Origin of the sequence: Stenotrophomonas sp. MMGLT7 (assembly GCF_021168555.1) — a bacterium.
In the GTDB taxonomy this organism is placed as follows: domain Bacteria; phylum Pseudomonadota; class Gammaproteobacteria; order Xanthomonadales; family Xanthomonadaceae; genus MMGLT7.
Genome location: NZ_JAJOZS010000001.1, coordinates 418,416 through 434,482 on the forward strand (window position 1 = coordinate 418,416; position 16,067 = coordinate 434,482).

The following is a 16,067-nucleotide window of genomic DNA, read 5'->3' on the forward strand; positions in this document are numbered from 1 at the left end:
CGGCCATGGCCGCGCCGCGGTGGCAACGCCGCCGCCATCAGAACGCCTTGGTCACGTTGAGGTACCAGTAGCGCGGATACGGCTGGTACACCGAGGACACGTAGCCATAGGTGTCCGAGGAGATCGGCGGGCGCCGCCCGGCCAGGTTGTTCACCCCCAGCTTGAGCGAGTAGCCGCCGTACCAGCCCTCGTCGCCGAAGTCGTACCTGACGAAGGCGTTGCCCAGCGTCTGCGCCTTGACCTGCCAGTAGTTGCCGTCGGCATCGCTCAGGCCGGTGTCGGTGAAGCGGCCCACGTAGCGGGCGCTGCCGCCGACGGTGAGCCCGCGGTGGTTCCAGGTCAGCGTCGCCGACCCCTTCCACTCCGGCTTGCCGTCCTGGCCGATCAGGTTGCCGCCGCCGGCGATGTAGGTGGAGGCATCGATGACGCCGGCATCGCGCGCGGCGATCAGCACCGCGATATCGGGCGAGACGTCGCGGTAGAACTCGATCAGGTGGGTGGCGTTGAGCGCCAGGTTGAAGCGGCCGTAGCGGGTCTGCGGCGACCTCCAGTTGAAGCCCAGGTCGACGCCGCGCACGGTCTGCGGCTGCAGGTTGACGTACTGGTCGTTCACGTACAGCACGCGCCCGGCCGGCGCCAGCCCGGTGCCTTCGTAGCGGGCGATGTCGTCCAGCGTGGGCTCGGCGCGCACCACGTTGGGATTGCTCGATCCCTGCACCCGCATCGCGTAGTCCAGGATCAGCGCGTTGCCCTCGCCGAACAGGCCGATGATGTCCTGCTGCTCGTACTTGTAGTAGTCCATCGACAGGGTGAGGCGGCCGAACCGCTCGGGGATGAAGCGCGGCTGCCAGACCGCGCCGGCGCTGAAGTTCTCCGAGGTCTCCGGCTTCAGGTCGGGATTGCCGGCGCGGCGCGCCGAGGTCGAGGCGCTGCGCGAGCAGTCCGAGAAGCTGCCGATGCTGCCGTTGCGCAGGTCGGCCTCGCACTGGATGTAGTCGGTGCGGCTGTTGGAACGGGTGATCACCGAGGCGTTCACCTGCTCCAGGTTCGGCGCGCGGAAGCCCTTGGCCCAGGACGCGCGCAGGCTGAAGCCGTCGAACAGTTCCCAGCCCAGCGCCAGCTTGGGCTTGGCCACGCTGCCGAAATCGTCGTAGTGCTCGGCGCGCCCGGCAATCTGCAGATCCAGCGAGCGCACCAGCGGCACCTCCATCGCCGGCGACACCAGCGGCACCGAGAACTCGGCGAACAGCCCGCCCACGGTACGCTCGCCGTAGGTATCCGGGTTCGGGCTGACGCCGTACATGTCGCTGTCGTAGCCGATCCCGGTGACGCTGTCGGTGTAGGTCAGGCTGCCGTCCACGCGCTCGTCGCGGTTGTCGCGCTGGGTCTCCTTGCGCACTTCCACGCCGGCGGCCATGCCGATGTCGCCGGCCCAGGTCGACAGCAGGTCCGCGCGCGACACCTTGAAGTCCCACAGCGCCAGCGTGGTCTCGGTCTTGCGCTTGGCCTTGACGTAGAAGCCGTCGAGCGCCTCGCTGTCGTTGCAGCCGCCGCAGAACGGGTTGTAGGCGCTGGCGCTGCCGTCGGCCAGGGCCTGCTGGAACAGGGTCATGCTCACCGCGTCCTGCTCGTCGCGCACCTTGGCCGAGGAGTACAGCAGCGCGCTTTCCCAGTCGAATCCCAGCGCCTGCCCGCGCAGGCCCACCAGGCCGCGCAGCTGGGTGTTGGTCACCTCGATCCGGGTCGGCCGCTCGAAGGCGTAGCTGGAGATCGTCACCGGCACGCCGTCGGCACCGACGTTCAGCCCGGACAGCCGGTTGGGGTTGAGCGTGCCGTCGGACAGGTAGGTGGCGCCGAACGGATTCCAGTAGTTGGACGCCGGCACCGTCACCGGCAGCGAGCTGATGCTGTTGACCGGACTCTGCAGGCTGCTGGACTCGGAGCGGTACAGGCCCAGCTCGCTGAAGAAGGTGATGCCGTTGTCCAGGTCGTACTTGGAGGTCAGGAACAGGTTGAGCCGGTGCACGTCCGGCCGCACCGACAGCGGCCATTGCGTCTGCGCGTCCGAGCGCAGGTTGCGGTCCGCGCCCGCGGTGGCCTTGGCGCCGGTGCCGATGCACAGGCCGTCGGCGATGTCGCTGGCGCAGGCGGCGTTGCTGTCCGGCTGCACGTGGAAGGCGCCGGCCGCGCTGGTGATCGCACTGCCGTCCTGCGTCACCCGGGTGCCGGTGGTGAAGTTGCCCCAGCTGCTGGTGGTGCTGCGGTTGTCCAGCGTGCTGTAGCCCTCGAAACCGGTGCCGACGAAATCCGGGCGGCGGTCGGCGCTGCCGGTCCAGTCCTGGTCCAGCGAGTTCAGCCCGGTGGTCTGGTAGTAGCTGAAGGCCAGCGAGACGTTGCCGCGCAGGTCCTTGCTGTTCTTGCCGACCAGGCCGTTGATGCGGAAGTCGCGCTGGTCGGTGCCCTCGCCCACGCCGCGCTGCACGCTGATGCTGCCGCCGTCGACGTCGTCGCGCAGCACGTTGTTGACCACGCCGGCCACCGCGTCGGTGCCGTAGATCGCCGCCGCGCCGTCCAGCAGCACTTCCACCCGCGACAGGTTGTCCACCGGGATGGCGTTGGCGTTGTAGGTCAGCACCGGCACCAGCTGGTCGTCGGCCTGGCTGGTCGGGTGCACCACGGTGCGGCGGCCGTTGATCAGCACCAGCGTGTTGCCCACGCCCAGGCCGCGCAGGTTGACCGAGGCGATGTCGCCGCGCGCGTAGTTGGAGCTGTTGCCGCCGTTGGTGCCGCTGAAGCTCACGTCGCCCATCTGCGGGATGGCGCGGTAGAGGTCGTCGCCGGACACCGCACCGATGGCCTCGATCTGCTGCGTGTCCAGCGTGGTGACCGGCAGCAGCGTCGAGGCGCTGCCGCCCTTGATCTGGGTGCCCACCACCGACACCTGGTCGAGCGTGCTCACCTGCTGCGAGGAATTCGCTGCGGCCGGCGCCACCGCGGCCGGCGGTTCCGGCTCGGCCGCCTGCGCCGGCGCCATCCCGACCAGGCCCGCGCGCGAGGCCAGCAGCGGCCCGCTGGCGCGCAGCGTGACGGTGCGGCCATCGTCGGCGGCCACCGACAGCCCGGTGCCTTCCAGCAGGCGATGCAACGCCTGCCGGGTGGGCATCTGCCCCTTCAGCGCGTCCACCCGGACCTGGCGCTCGCGGCCGTCGTTCGCCGGCGCGATGATCTGGATGCCGGCCTGCCGCGCGAACACCGGCAGCACGTCCTCGATGCGGCCGGCCTCGATGTCGAAGCTGGCCTGCTGCGCCACTGCGGGCAGCGCCAGGCAGAGCGTCGCGGCAGCCAGGCCATTGCGGATGGCCCGGGTCAGAGGCAGCGGTTTGGATGGACGCATTTAGTCTTTACCCCATTGCGAGTTGTGGATGGAAGCGAAGCAGGTCCCCTCGATGAAGTCAGATGCACGAGCATCGGGGTTCCGCCACTCCCTGGCCAACTTTTTCCCGGCCCGCTTCCGCGGCGGCCTCCGCGCCGCCGCGGCAAGGCCCGCCATCCCGCCGGCACCGGCTCGGTCGAGCGCCCGCCCCAGGCCCGCGATCCCCCTGCCCGCGTCCCCCCGGTCAGGCCATGCGCTCCAGCAACCGCGGAACCGAAGAGGCAAGCAAGCCGGCGCCGGAAGCCGTGAGCAGGCCCAGCACGATCTGCCGGAAGCGGGCCTCGCTGATGCCCTTGTACAGCCTGGCGCCGAGCAGCGTGGGCACCAGCATGGCCGGGGCCACCACCGCGAACAACGGCAGCATCTCGCGCGTGACGATGCCGGTGGCCAGGTATGTGCCCATCGTCACCAGCAGCATGGACAGGTTGAAGTTCTGGATCACGGCGCGCTGGCTGTCCTTGTCGTAGCCGCGCAGCGTGCACCATAGCGTGGGCAGCGTGCCGGTGAAGCCGCCGATACCGCCCAGGACACCGCCGGCCAGGCCGACGGCGCCGTCGGCGACGCGGCCGCCGGCGCTGATCCTCGGCAGGCGCCGGGCCAGCAGCATCGCCGGACACCACAGCACCAGCAACGCACCGAGGACGGCCTTGAACCGGTCCATGTCGAGGTGGGGAAGCAGCGCCACGCCCAGCGGGATGCCCGCCAGCCCGCCGAGCACGAACGGCAACAGGCGCTTGAGGTCGAAGCCGCGCCGCACCGTGACCGCCGCCACGACCTGTCCCAGCAGGGCGCCGAACACCGACAGCGTGGCCGCCAATCGCGGGTCCAGCGCCCACGCCCAGAACGACATCGCCACCAGCCCGAAGGCGAAGCCGGACAGGCCCTGCACGAAGCCCGCCACCACCGCGCCCAGGGCCACCACGAGGTACATCGATTCCATTGCCGCTCCCATTTTGATGCTGCCCGTACCCGCTGCCCCGGCGCCCGCCGCCGCTCCCGCAGCATGGCCCGGGTTGCCATACGCCGTAGTATTCTTCGCCGCGATCACGTTCCAAGGAAGTGCCATGCGCCATCGAATCCCGATCCTCCGTTCCCTGCTCGTGCTGTCGATCCTGCTGCTGGGCGCCTGCGGCCACGGCATGGTCAAGCGCGTGTCCGAGCCCGCCGCCAGCATCCAGCAGCTCACGGTCAGGGCCGACGGCAGCTGGCAGCTGGAACTGCGCCTGCAGAACTACAGCAGCATCCCCATGCGCTTCGACGGCATCGAGCTCAAGGCCACGCTGGCCGACCAGCAGGCCGGCACGCTGAAGCTGGCGCCGGCGCTGACCATCGGCCCGGAGTCGGCCGACGTGGTCGCGCTGCCGGTGCAGCCCTCGTCGGCCGCCCGCATCGTGCTGGCCGACGCGCTGGCCGGACGCCGCTCGATCGGCTATCGGCTCGAAGGCACGATCTCCGCGACCCCGCAGGACAAGAAGCAGCGCACGTTCGAGGTCGATACCCGCAACACGCTGACCCCGGCCCCGGGGCTCGACGGCGTGTTGCGCTGAACCCGCAGTCCTTCCGTCCTTCCCCATCCGCGGCGCCGCCGCGACTGAGAGCGTTCCCGTGAGCAGCAGCTACTCCGCCCCGCTTGCCGACATCCGCTTCGCCCTGTACGACGTGCTCGACGTGGAGCCGCTGTTCGCCCGCCTCGGCCTGGCCGACGCCAGCGCCGACGTGATCGACGCGGTGCTGGACGAGGCCGCCCGCTTCACCGGCACCGTGCTGGCCCCGCTCAACGCCATCGGCGACGAGATCGGCTGCAGCTTCGCCCCCGCCACCGCCGCGGTGACCACGCCGCCGGGCTTCAGGCAGGCCTTCGAGCAGTTCGTCGAGGGCGGCTGGACCGGGCTGACCAGCGCGGCCGAGTTCGGCGGACAGGGCCTGCCGCACACGCTGGGCGTGCCGCTCAACGAGATGATCAACGCCGCCAACCTGGCCTGGGGCAACTTCCCGCTGCTCTCGCACGGTGCGATCGAGGCGCTGAAGCAGCATGGCGAGCCGTGGCAGCAGGAGGTGTTCCTCAAGCCGCTGGTCGAGGGCCGCTGGACCGGCACCATGTGCCTGACCGAGCCGCATTGCGGCACCGACCTGGGCCTGCTCAAGACCCGCGCCGAGCCCGGCGCGGACGGGACCTGCTCGATCACCGGCACCAAGATCTTCATCACCGCCGGCGAGCACGACCTCACCGACAACATCGTCCACCTGGTGCTGGCCAAGCTGCCGGACGCGCCGGCCGGCGCCAAGGGCATCTCGCTGTTCGTCGTGCCCAAGTACAAGGTGGCGCGCGACGGCAGCGTCGGCGAGCGCAACGCGGTGCGCTGCGGCTCGATCGAGCACAAGATGGGGATCAAGGGCTCGGTCACCTGCGTGATGAACTTCGATGGTGCCGAAGGCTACCTGGTGGGCAGGCCGCACAAGGGCCTGCAGGCGATGTTCACCATGATGAACACCGCCCGCCTCGGCGTCGGCCTGCAGGGCATCGGCCTGTCCGAGCGCGCCTACCAGAACGCGCTGCGCTACGCCCGCGAGCGCCTGCAGTCGCGCTCTCTGTCCGGCCCCAGGCACCCGGACAAGCCGGCCGACCCGATCATCGTGCAGCCGGACGTGCGGCGCATGCTGCTGACGATCAAGTCGCTGGTCGAGGGCAGCCGCTTGCTGGCGCTGCATGCCGCCACCCTGGTCGACATCGCCCACCATTCGCCGGACCCTGCCGAACGCGAGCAGGCCGACACGCTGGTCAGCTTCCTCACCCCGATCTCCAAGGCCTGCCAGACCGAGTGGAGCATCGAGAACACCTACAACGCGCTGCAGTGCTTCGGCGGCCATGGCTACATCCGCGAGCACGGCATGGAGCAGCTGGCGCGCGATGCACGCATCACCACCCTCTACGAGGGCACCACCGGCATCCAGGCACTGGACCTGATCGGGCGCAAGACCGCGGCCAGCCACGGCGCCGGGCTCAAGCTGTTCCTGGCGCAGGTCGAGGACTTCGCCAGGGCCCACGAGGGCGACGCGGCGCTGGCCGAGTTCATCGGCCCGCTGCGCGCGAAGGCCGGCGAATGGGCACAGCTGACCGAGCGCATCCTGCAGCGCGCGGCGCAGGACCCGGAGGAGATCGGCGCGGCCAGCTACGACTACCTGTTCTACTCCGGCTACGTGGTGCTGGCCTACTGGTGGGCGCGCAGCGTGGCCGCGGCCGACGCGTCCAGCCACGGCGAGGCACTCAAGCAGGCCAAGCGCGAGACCGCGCGCTTCTACTTCGCCCGCGTCCTGCCGCGCACGCTCGCCCACGCAGCCAGCATCGACAGCGGCGCCGCAGCGCTGATGGCCATGGCCGACGCCCACTTCGGCGCACCCGGCTAGGCTCCGTTTTTCGTTTTCTCGACAGCGCTGACGGTCAGTTGCCCTACCCAGCCGGCCGTCGTCCCCGCGAAGGCGGGGACCCGGCGCCTAGCCGCGGCACACGCTCAAGTCGCTGGCCCCCGCCTTCGCGGTGGCGACAACTGGACCGGGACATCGCAGTCGCCAGCCAAAGCCGCCGCCGGGACCGCCCGCATCGTCGCCCGCGAACCCGGCGGGGCCGTGCGCGGACGAGGCATTCGCTCCGGTACCCAAATCGTCACCATTCGGGTATAAGCTGTTTTCCCGATGGAGACAGACACAACACCGATTGGTCTGATCGATACGGGTGCTGCATCAGCCCCGTTCTCCCCCGCGTCCCCCCTGCTCTCGCCTTCGACCAGCCCGGTACGGCTGTTGTCGCTGGATGCGCATGGCCGCGTCCTGGACTGGATCAACTGGCAGGACGCCGCCTGCCTGTACGCCCGCGACGCGGTGGCCTGGACCCTGGGCGAGCCCTGCCTGCAGGTGCACGGCGGCCTGTCGCGGCTGACCGGCCACCGCAGCACGCTGGAGCTGCACCCGATCATCGCCGCCCGCGGCCAGGCGCGCTCGCGCGCGCTCGACCCCACGCCCACGCTCAACAACACCGCCCTGTTCGCCCGCGACATGCAGCTGTGCCTGTACTGTGGGCAACAGTTCAGCCGGCCCCACCTCACCCGCGACCACGTGATGCCCATCTCCAAGGGCGGCCGCGACGTCTGGGAAAACGTGGTCACCGCCTGTTTCCACTGCAACTCGCGCAAGGCCAACCGCACCCCGCAGCAGGCCAACATGCCACTGCTGGCGGTGCCCTACCGGCCCAGCTGGGTCGAGCACCTGATCCTGTCCAACCGCAATATCCTCGCCGACCAGATGGCGTTCCTGAAGGCGCAGCTGCCCAAGCGCTCCAAGCTGGCGATGGCCGGCGGCGCAACGCTGGACGCGCGCCGCGCCGATAGCTGAACGGGCTTGCTTGCCCGCTTCCTCCATGGGGAGGAAAATGCCGTTTCAGCAAAAACGGCATGCCCATGATCGACTCCGCCCGCTATCCGCGCCTTGCGCACATCCAGACCCCGGACGACCTGCGCGAGTTCGACGAGGGCGAGCTAGACGCCATCGCCGCCGAACTGCGTGCCTACCTGATCGAGTCGGTCGGCAAGAGCGGCGGCCATTTCGCCGCTGGGCTGGGCGTGATCGAGCTGACGGTCGCCCTGCACTACCTGTTCCAGACCCCGCACGACCAGTTGGTGTGGGACGTCGGCCACCAGACCTATCCGCACAAGATCCTCACCGGCCGCCGCGACCAGATCCACACGGTCAAGCAGAAGGACGGCGTGGCGCCGTTCCCCAAGCGCGAGGAGAGCGACTACGACACCTTCGGCGTCGGCCATTCCTCCACCTCGATCTCCGCTGCGCTGGGCATGGCGATCGCGCTGCAGCGCGCCGGCGACGAGCGCAAGGTGGTCGCGGTGATCGGCGACGGTGCGATGACCGCCGGCATGGCCTACGAGGCGCTCAACCACGCCGGCGGCATGGAGCCGCAGCCGAACCTGCTGGTGATCCTCAACGACAACCGCATGTCGATCTCCGAGGCGGTCGGCGGGGTGACCAAGATGCTCGGGCGCATGTCCGGCAGCCGCACCCTCAACGCACTGCGCGAGGGCGGCAAGAAGATCCTCGGCGACAAGAAGAACAACCCCACCGCGCGCTTCGTCAGCCGCTGGGAAGAACACTGGAAAGGCATGTTCGTGCCGTCCACGCTGTTCGAGCAGATGGGCTTCCACTACACGGGCCCGATCGACGGCCACGACCTGCCCGCGCTGCTCGGTGCGCTCAAGACCCTCAAGACCCTCAAGGGCCCGCAGCTGCTGCACGTGATCACCACCAAGGGCAAGGGCTACGAACTGGCCGAGGACGACCAGATCGGCTACCACGCGGTCGGCCCGTTCGATCCCTCACTGGGCCTGGTGGCCAAGGCCGGGGCGAAGAAGCCCACCTACACCGACGTCTTCAGCGACTGGATGTGCGACATGGCCGCGGCCGAACCGCGGCTGATGGGCATCACCCCGGCCATGCGCGAGGGTTCCGGGCTGGTGCGCTTTTCCAAGGAATACCCGCAGCGCTATTTCGACGTCGCCATCGCCGAGCAGCACGCGGTGACCCTGGCCGCCGGCATGGCCATCCATGGCGCCAAGCCGGTGGTGGCGATCTACTCCACCTTCCTGCAGCGCGCCTACGACCAGCTGGTGCACGACGTGGCGCTGCAGGAACTGGACGTGCTGTTCGCGATCGACCGCGGCGGCGTGGTCGGCCCGGACGGCGCCACCCACGCCGGCAACCTCGACCTCAGCTTCCTGCGCTGCGTGCCGAACATGGTGGTGATGGCCCCGGCCGACGAAGCCGAGTGCCGGCAGATGCTCAGCACCGGCTTCGAGTACCAGGGCCCTGCCGCGGTGCGCTACCCGCGCGGCACCGGCCCCGGGATCGCCGCCGGCGATTCGCTGGACGTGCTGCCGATCGGCAAGGCGCAGCTGCGCCAGGGCGGCAGCCGCCTGGCCCTGCTGGCCTTCGGCGCCATGGTCGCCCCGGCCGAGCAGGTCGGCCGCGAACTGGGCCTGACCGTGGTCAACATGCGCTACGTGAAGCCGCTGGACCGCGACATGATCCTGTCGCTGGCCATGAGCCACGAGGGCTTCGTTACCCTCGAGGACAACGTCGTGGCCGGCGGTGCCGGCTCGGGGGTGTCCGAGCTGCTCGACGCCGAGGGCGTGCTGCTGCCGGTGCTGCACCTCGGGCTGCCCGACGCCTTCCAGCACCACGCCAGCCGCGAGGACCTGCTGGCCGAGGCCGGCCTGGACGCAGCCGGCATCCGCGCGGCGATCCAGGCGCGCTGGCCGCGCTCGTCCAGCGAACCGGCGGTCGCCGCGGCGAGCTGATCCGGGCGCCGCGCCGCCGCCGCGCTTGGCGGCGACGCTCCCTACGCCAGCAGCAGGCATTCTTCTGCCAGCGGGCGGCTCCGCAGGCAGAGTTCGCCATGCCGAACCCGATTAGCGCCAACAGTCAGTTGTCGTGCCCAATCGACCATCGTCCCCGCGAAGTGTCTTTCCACGGCCGAATGGCTGGTAAAGCGGGGGCCAGACGACGTGAGCCTGTGCTGCGGCAAGGCACTGGATCCCCGCTTTCGCGTACCACTGCCTGGGGGAAGTTTTCCTGTCCGGCCGGCGAAGGCTTGCGGCAGAAGCCTTGCGAGCTTGCCGGCAACAGCGGGCTCGGACCGTGGGCCGCCATCCGTGTGCTCGTCGTCCCCGCACAGGCGGGGACCCAGCGACTTGCGCGGTGAGATCAATCAGCCACGCAATCTCGCGGTAGCTCCACCTTTCAAGGCACACGCACTGGATCCCCGCCTGCGCGGGGACGACGTTCAATTCTTGCGAAAGTGAGCCACGCCACTTCCAGCCGACGACTGTCCGATCCTGAGTTTTCTCCGGACAGCAGTGCGCTTTCGCGGGAATGACGTCTGGTAGAAATGCAGGGGCTGACACTCGACGCCATCAGGTACCGCAAAGGCGTTCCCGGCTTCGGGCTGGCCTTCGGCGCGGACGACCTCTGCCGCCCACGCTGCTAGGGGTTCGCCGTCGCGCCGCCGGCAGGAAACGCGGCCAGCCGCGCCGCCCACTCGCTTCCGGGCTGCAGCAGTTCGAAGCCCTCCCACACGAAGCCGGGCGAGACCGTGCATGCCACCAGGGACCATCCGCCGAGCGGGCGCGCCGACTGCCATACGCCGGTCGGCACCACGTGCATGGCCTGTGCGTTGCTGCCCAGCACCACCGCATGGAATCGCGCGGTCGCCGGGTCGCAGGTCCGCAACTCGATCGCGCCGCCGCGCTGCCAATGCCAGCACTCCTCGGCATCGATGCGGTGCCACTGGCTGACCTGCCCGGCTTCGAGCAGGTACTGGATCGCGGTCAATGCCGGGCGTTCGCGGCCGAGTGCCTGGACCCGTGCGGTGGATTCATAGATGCGGCGGAAATGGCCGCCTTCCGGATGTGGCTGCAATCGCAGCTGCTGGACGATGTCGTCGGCGTCGATGGACATGCGTCGATGCTAAGCCATGAGTTGCCGGTCTGTGGCCGGCGCGGAAACGAGGCAAGGCCGTGAACACCACAGGGGCCGGTCTCGACGATGCCCTTTCGGGGCGTCAGCGCGTTGGGATGTACCCGGCTGTCTGGGGAGTTAGCGGTACACGCGCCCGGCAGGCGGGCAACGGGGGAATCGCTGCCCGGCAGGGCCATCATGCCACCCGCGACAAGATGACGCATGAAGGTTTCAGCCAATACCATCATCCGCCATGCGCGCCGCTCCGGGCCTCTTCCGGATTCGGGCCGCAAGCGCGTCCGGCGGCCCAGGAAACCGAGTTCCCGTACCGATCTGGCACCTTTCCCGCCCTCGCCGCCCTGTTCGCGAAACTGCGGGCGGCATTGAAAACCGTGCCATGCATCGACAGCTGCAGGACTCCGGGCTGGGTAGAACGAGACGGGGAAGCCGCACAGGCCGGACACGCCGCGAGCTGGTCGCCCATCAGCGGGTCTCGTCGAGCCGCGCCCGGATCCAGTCATGGGCGGCGGCCAGCACCTTGGCGGCCATGCCAGTGCGGAAGTGGATGAAACCGTGAGGCGCCTCCGGGAGGACATGCAGCTCGACCTCGGACACCTCGCGCCACCGCTCCGCTAACTGCAGCGTATCGTCCAGCAGCGGGTCGCGTTCGCCGACGAACATCAATGCCGGGGGAAAGCCATCGAGGTCGCCATAAAGGGGCGACAGCGGAGGCTGGCGGCGCTCGGCGGCGCTCATTCCCGGTGTCAGGCCCTGCAGGCCGGCGGCCATGCCGGGCCCGTCGAGCACGAGCGTGTCCGCCCCTGCGCGCCTGACGCTGGCGCTGCCCGCCAGATCGTAGACGCCGTAATAGAGCACCGCGCCGGCCAGCCTGTTGAACAGGCCGGGCCATCGCTTCAGTTGCAGAAGCGTAGCCGCCGCGAGGTGGCCGCCGGCGGATTCGCCCACGACGACGACCGGAAGGTCCCGGTACTCGGCGATGCCACCATCCAGCAGCCAGCGCGCCGCGGCCAGGCAGTCCCCCATGATCTCCCGGATCGGCGCCCGCCCCGCGAGCCGGTAGTCCACCGAGACCACGGCCACCTCGCACGCTCGGATCATCGCGGCATTCAGCGCATCGTTCATTCGCGCATTGCCGATCGCCCATCCGCCGCCATGGATGTCCAGCACGACGCCCCGCACGCTGCCGCCGGGACGAAGCACGCGCACGCCGACCTCGTTGTCGCCGCTGCTGATGCGTCGTTGCTCGACCGACAGGCCGGCTTTCCTCGCCGTGCGATCGCTTCCAAGTTGCGAAAGCCGCAAGAGCGACTGGATCAGCATCGGCGCGAACCGGTTGCGGATGCCGAAACGGGGGGCCAGGGCCAGCCTTCGATTGTGCCGCCTCATTTCGGCAAGATCGTCTTCGTCGATGGGAAGCATTGGGGAAGGCATGGTTGCAGCGAGAATGGGCACGGAATCGCCGAGGCGGCGCTCAGGTCCAAAGTACCATCGATGCCCGATCATGGAACCGTCGCCTCCTTGAGAGGATCGGGCACGTGCCCAAGGACCGGTTTCGCCCTGTTTGGTCTTGCTCTCGCGTCCCGCCTGCTCCCGAAAGAGCTTCGTTCTTGAGGATCCACCAGGGATTTCGCGCATGATCGGGATGGCCGACCTGGCCGGACCGAAGAAACCAGGGTCCACGGGGCCTGGCCGGCAACCTTCCGCGGGCAGGCGGCACGGACCGGAAACGAGGCGGCCGGGCAACAAAAAACCCCGGTCTCCCGGGGTCCTTTGTCATTCCATGGAAGAGGCCACGGAAGGATGAATTGGTCGGGGTAGCCGGATTTGAACCGACGACCACTTGTCCCCCAGACAAGTGCGCTACCAGGCTGCGCTATACCCCGAGAGGTGGATCCCCGTCGCGTGGACGGGCGGCGATTATAGCCGGTTTGCCGCGTGCTTTCCTAGCGATCCGGGATCAACGCCGCAACAGCTGCAGGACCTCTTCCAGCTCCATGCGCACCTGCTTGATGATCTGGTTGCTCAGCGCCGACTCCTGGCGGGCGCCATCGCCCTCCAGCCGCAGGCGCGCGCCGCCGATGGTGTAGCCCTGTTCGTACAGCAGGCTGCGGATCTGCCGCACCATCAGCACGTCGTGGCGCTGGTAGTAGCGGCGGTTGCCGCGGCGCTTGACCGGCTCCAGGCTGGGGAACTCGGTCTCCCAGTAGCGCAGCACGTGCGGCTTGACGTCGCACAGCTCGCTGACCTCACCGATGGTGAAGTAGCGCTTCGCCGGGATCGGCGGAAGCTCGCGATTACTGCCCGGATCCAGCATAGGCTTCCACCCGCTCCTTCAGTTTCTGGCCCGGGCGGAAGGTCACCACCGTGCGGGCGGAAATCGGAATTTCCTCGCCGGTCTTGGGATTGCGACCCGGCCGCTGGTTCTTGCGGCGCAGGTCGAAATTACCGAAGCCGGACAACTTGACCTGGCGCCCCTGCTCCAACGCTTCGCGCAGCACGTCGAAGAACGCGTCGACGAACTCCTTGGCCTCACGCTTGTTCAGACCGACCTCGTCGAACAGCCGTTCCGCCATCTCCGCTTTGGTCAACGCCATGCCTGCCCATTCCTCGAAAACCGCTTTTTCATCCGTCTCAACCGCGGATCCTGGCGCCGTGCTCGCGCTCGACGAACGCCACCACCTCGGTCACCACGGAATCCACGTCGCGGTCGGTCAGGGTGCGCGAGTTGTCCTGCAAAATCAAGCCCATAGCCAGACTCTTGAAGCCCGGTTCTACGCCGGTGCCGACATAGCGGTCGAACAGCCGGACCTCGCGCAGCACCGGACCGGCGGCCTGGCGCACGCTGGCCGAAAGCGCGGCCCAGGACACCGCCTCCGGCACCACGAATGCCAGATCGCGGCGCACCGACGGATAGCGCGAAAGCTCGGCGGCCCGCGGCAGTGCACGCTCGCTCAACGGCAGCAGGTCCAGCTCGAAGGCCACCACGTCCACGTCCAGTTCCAGCACGCGCGCCAGGCCCGGATGCAACTGGCCGATCCAGCCGATCCTGGTCCCGTCGCGATAGATGTCGGCCGAGCGCCCCGGATGGGCGAACCCGGGCGCCGACGGCCGGTACTCCAGCTCGGCGCCGGACGCGGCGGCCAGCGACGCCAGGTCGCCCTTCAGATCGTGGAAGTCCACCTTGCGCGTCGGCTCGCCCCACTGCGGCGCGACCGCATCGCCGCACACCGCGGCGGCAATGCGCAGGGTCTCGATGGGCGCCGCGCCGGCAGATGCGGATCGCTCCGCAAGAACCCGGCCATCCATGGCCGGACGTTCCAATGCGAACACCTTGCCCAGTTCGAACAGGCGCACGCGGCCGGCCTGGCGCGCCACGTTGCGCGCCAGCGCCGCCACCAGGCCCGGCAGCAGCGAGGGGCGCATCACCGCCAGTTCCGCGCTGAGCGGATTGGCCAGCTCCACCAGCGCCGAATCCAGCTGCCACCTGCGCAGCACGGCGGCATCGACGAAGGCGTAGTTGATCGTCTCCAGCAGGTCGCGCGCCACCAGCTGGCGGCGGACGGTCGCCTCGTCCAGCCGCGTCTCGGTGGGCATGGCGATGCGGGTTGCCCCGCCCGGCAGCGTGGTCGGGATCCGTTCGTAGCCGTGGATGCGCGCCAGTTCCTCGATCAGGTCCTCCTCGATCGCCACGTCGAAGCGGCGGCTGGGCGCCACCACCCGCCAGCCCTCGGCCAGCGCGTCGACCTGCATCCCTAGCGCGCGCAGGATGCGCTCGACCTCGGCATCGGCGATCTCGATGCCGAGCACGCGGAGGATGCGCGCGCGCCGCAGCACGATCGGCGACGGCTCGGGCAGGTACTCGGGCAGCTCGACGATCTCCACCGGCCCGGCCTTGCCGCCGGCCAGCTCCAGCACCAGCCGGGTCGCCACCTCGATGGCGACCGGCGCCAGCGCCGGGTCCACGCCACGCTCGAAGCGGTGGCTGGCATCGGTGTGCAGGCCCAGCTTGCGGCCCTGCCCCATGATCGCGGCGGGCGCGAAGTAGGCCGCCTCCAGGAACACCTGGGTGGTGGCATCGGTGACGCGGGTGTCGTGCCCGCCCATGATGCCGGCCAGCGCCACCGCGCGGTCGGCATCGGTGATCACCAGGAATCCCTCGTCGAGCAGCGCGTCGCGGCCATCGAGCAGCTTCACCTGCTCGCCTGCGCGCGCCTGGCGCACGCCCACCGGCCCCTGCAGGGTGGCGCGATCGTAGGCATGCATCGGCTGCCCGAGTTCGAGCATCACGTACTGGGTGACGTCCACCAGCAGCGAGACCGGGCGGATGCCGCCACGGCGCAGCCGCTCGGCCATCCACACAGGCGTCGCCGCGGCGGCGTCCACGCCCTCGATCACCCGCCCGCAATAGCGCGGCGCCCGTGAGCCGGCATCCAGCCGCACCGGCAGCGTGTTGGCGATCGCGGCAGGCACCGGCGCCGCGTCGAACGGCACCACCTCGCTGCCGCACGCCGCCGCCACGTCGAAGGCGATGCCGCGCACGCTGAAGCAGTCGGCGCGGTTGGGCGTGAGCTTGATCTCGATGCTGGCGTCGGGCAGGCCCAGGTACTCGGCCAGCGGCTGGCCCACCGGCGCATCGGCCGGCAGTTCCAGCAGGCCGGAGGCGTCGCTGTCCAGGCCCAGCTCGCGTGCCGAGCACAGCATGCCGCTGGACTCCACCCCGCGCAGCCGCGCCGGCTTGATCCTCAACTCGCCGACCTGCGCACCGACCAGCGCCAGCGGAGCCACCAGTCCGGCGCGCGCGTTGGGCGCGCCGCACACGATCTGCAGCAGCTCGCCCTGCCCGGCATCCACCTTGCACACCTGCAGGCGGTCGGCCTCGGGGTGGCGCACCGCCTCGACGATGCGCGCCACCACCACCCCCTGCAGCGTCTCGCCCAGCACCTCGACGTCCTCGACCTCCAGGCCGATGGCGGTCATCGTGGCCACCAGTTCGTCGCGGGAGGCCTGGGTGGGGACGTGACTGCGCAGCCAGTTTTCAGAGAATTTCATCGTGGTGCCGGGATTTGGGATTCGGGATTGGGGATTCGATAAGGCC

Annotated in this window: 11 protein-coding genes and 1 tRNA gene; 4 read left to right on the forward strand and 8 right to left on the reverse strand. The window is 69.5% G+C overall.

All coding sequences use genetic code 11. From position 1 onward, the window contains the following. Positions 1–37: 37 nt before the first annotated feature. Together LRX76_RS01975 and LRX76_RS01980 are read right to left on the reverse strand one after the other, a co-directional pair. Positions 38–3,394 carry a TonB-dependent receptor gene (locus LRX76_RS01975; protein ID WP_231801302.1) on the reverse strand — a complete coding sequence of 1,119 codons (3,357 nt, stop codon included), beginning with the start codon at positions 3,392–3,394 and terminating at the stop codon, positions 38–40. Between the two features lie 223 nt (positions 3,395–3,617). Further along, positions 3,618–4,373: a sulfite exporter TauE/SafE family protein gene (locus LRX76_RS01980; protein WP_231801303.1), complete on the reverse strand. Its 756-nt coding sequence runs from the start codon at positions 4,371–4,373 to the stop codon at positions 3,618–3,620. Between the two features lie 124 nt (positions 4,374–4,497). Between LRX76_RS01980 and LRX76_RS01985 the strand changes: the two genes are divergently transcribed. The 4 genes from LRX76_RS01985 to dxs all read left to right on the forward strand — a co-directional run bounded on the left by LRX76_RS01985 (position 4,498) and on the right by dxs (position 9,792). Continuing rightward, positions 4,498–4,980, forward strand: coding sequence for an LEA type 2 family protein (locus tag LRX76_RS01985; RefSeq protein ID WP_231801304.1), 483 nt, complete (start codon positions 4,498–4,500; stop codon positions 4,978–4,980). 58 nt (positions 4,981–5,038) lie between these two features. Further along, positions 5,039–6,838: an acyl-CoA dehydrogenase C-terminal domain-containing protein gene (locus tag LRX76_RS01990; RefSeq protein WP_231801305.1), complete on the forward strand. Its 1,800-nt coding sequence runs from the start codon at positions 5,039–5,041 to the stop codon at positions 6,836–6,838. Between the two features lie 285 nt (positions 6,839–7,123). After that, entirely contained in the window at positions 7,124–7,819 is a 696-nt protein-coding gene (locus LRX76_RS01995) for an HNH endonuclease (protein ID WP_231801306.1), read from the forward strand. A gap of 65 nt (positions 7,820–7,884) precedes the next feature. Further along, on the forward strand, positions 7,885–9,792 hold the full coding sequence (gene dxs / locus LRX76_RS02000; RefSeq protein WP_231801312.1) for a 1-deoxy-D-xylulose-5-phosphate synthase: 1,908 nt from the start codon (positions 7,885–7,887) through the stop codon (positions 9,790–9,792). Positions 9,793–10,477: 685 nt separating this feature from the next. Here dxs and LRX76_RS02005 read toward each other — a convergent pair. From LRX76_RS02005 to pheT, 6 genes are all read right to left on the reverse strand, one after another. Continuing rightward, on the reverse strand, positions 10,478–10,951 hold the full coding sequence (locus tag LRX76_RS02005; RefSeq protein ID WP_231801314.1) for a cupin domain-containing protein: 474 nt from the start codon (positions 10,949–10,951) through the stop codon (positions 10,478–10,480). Positions 10,952–11,434: 483 nt separating this feature from the next. Next, a complete protein-coding gene (locus LRX76_RS02010; RefSeq protein WP_231801317.1) occupies positions 11,435–12,391 on the reverse strand; it encodes an alpha/beta hydrolase in 957 nt (318 codons plus the stop codon). 387 nt (positions 12,392–12,778) lie between these two features. Beyond that, positions 12,779–12,855, reverse strand: a tRNA-Pro gene (locus LRX76_RS02015). A gap of 74 nt (positions 12,856–12,929) precedes the next feature. Continuing rightward, the gene (locus LRX76_RS02020) at positions 12,930–13,286 is read right to left on the reverse strand and encodes a MerR family transcriptional regulator (RefSeq protein WP_231801318.1); all 357 of its coding nucleotides are present in this window, start codon (positions 13,284–13,286) and stop codon (positions 12,930–12,932) included. Next, positions 13,267–13,566: an integration host factor subunit alpha gene (locus tag LRX76_RS02025; RefSeq protein WP_012915599.1), complete on the reverse strand. Its 300-nt coding sequence runs from the start codon at positions 13,564–13,566 to the stop codon at positions 13,267–13,269. The genes LRX76_RS02020 and LRX76_RS02025 overlap by 20 nt, the downstream gene beginning before the upstream one ends. Positions 13,567–13,603: 37 nt before the next feature. Next, complete coding sequence (pheT, locus tag LRX76_RS02030; RefSeq protein ID WP_231801319.1) at positions 13,604–16,021, reverse strand: phenylalanine--tRNA ligase subunit beta; 2,418 nt, start codon at positions 16,019–16,021, stop codon at positions 13,604–13,606. Positions 16,022–16,067: the final 46 nt, after the last annotated feature.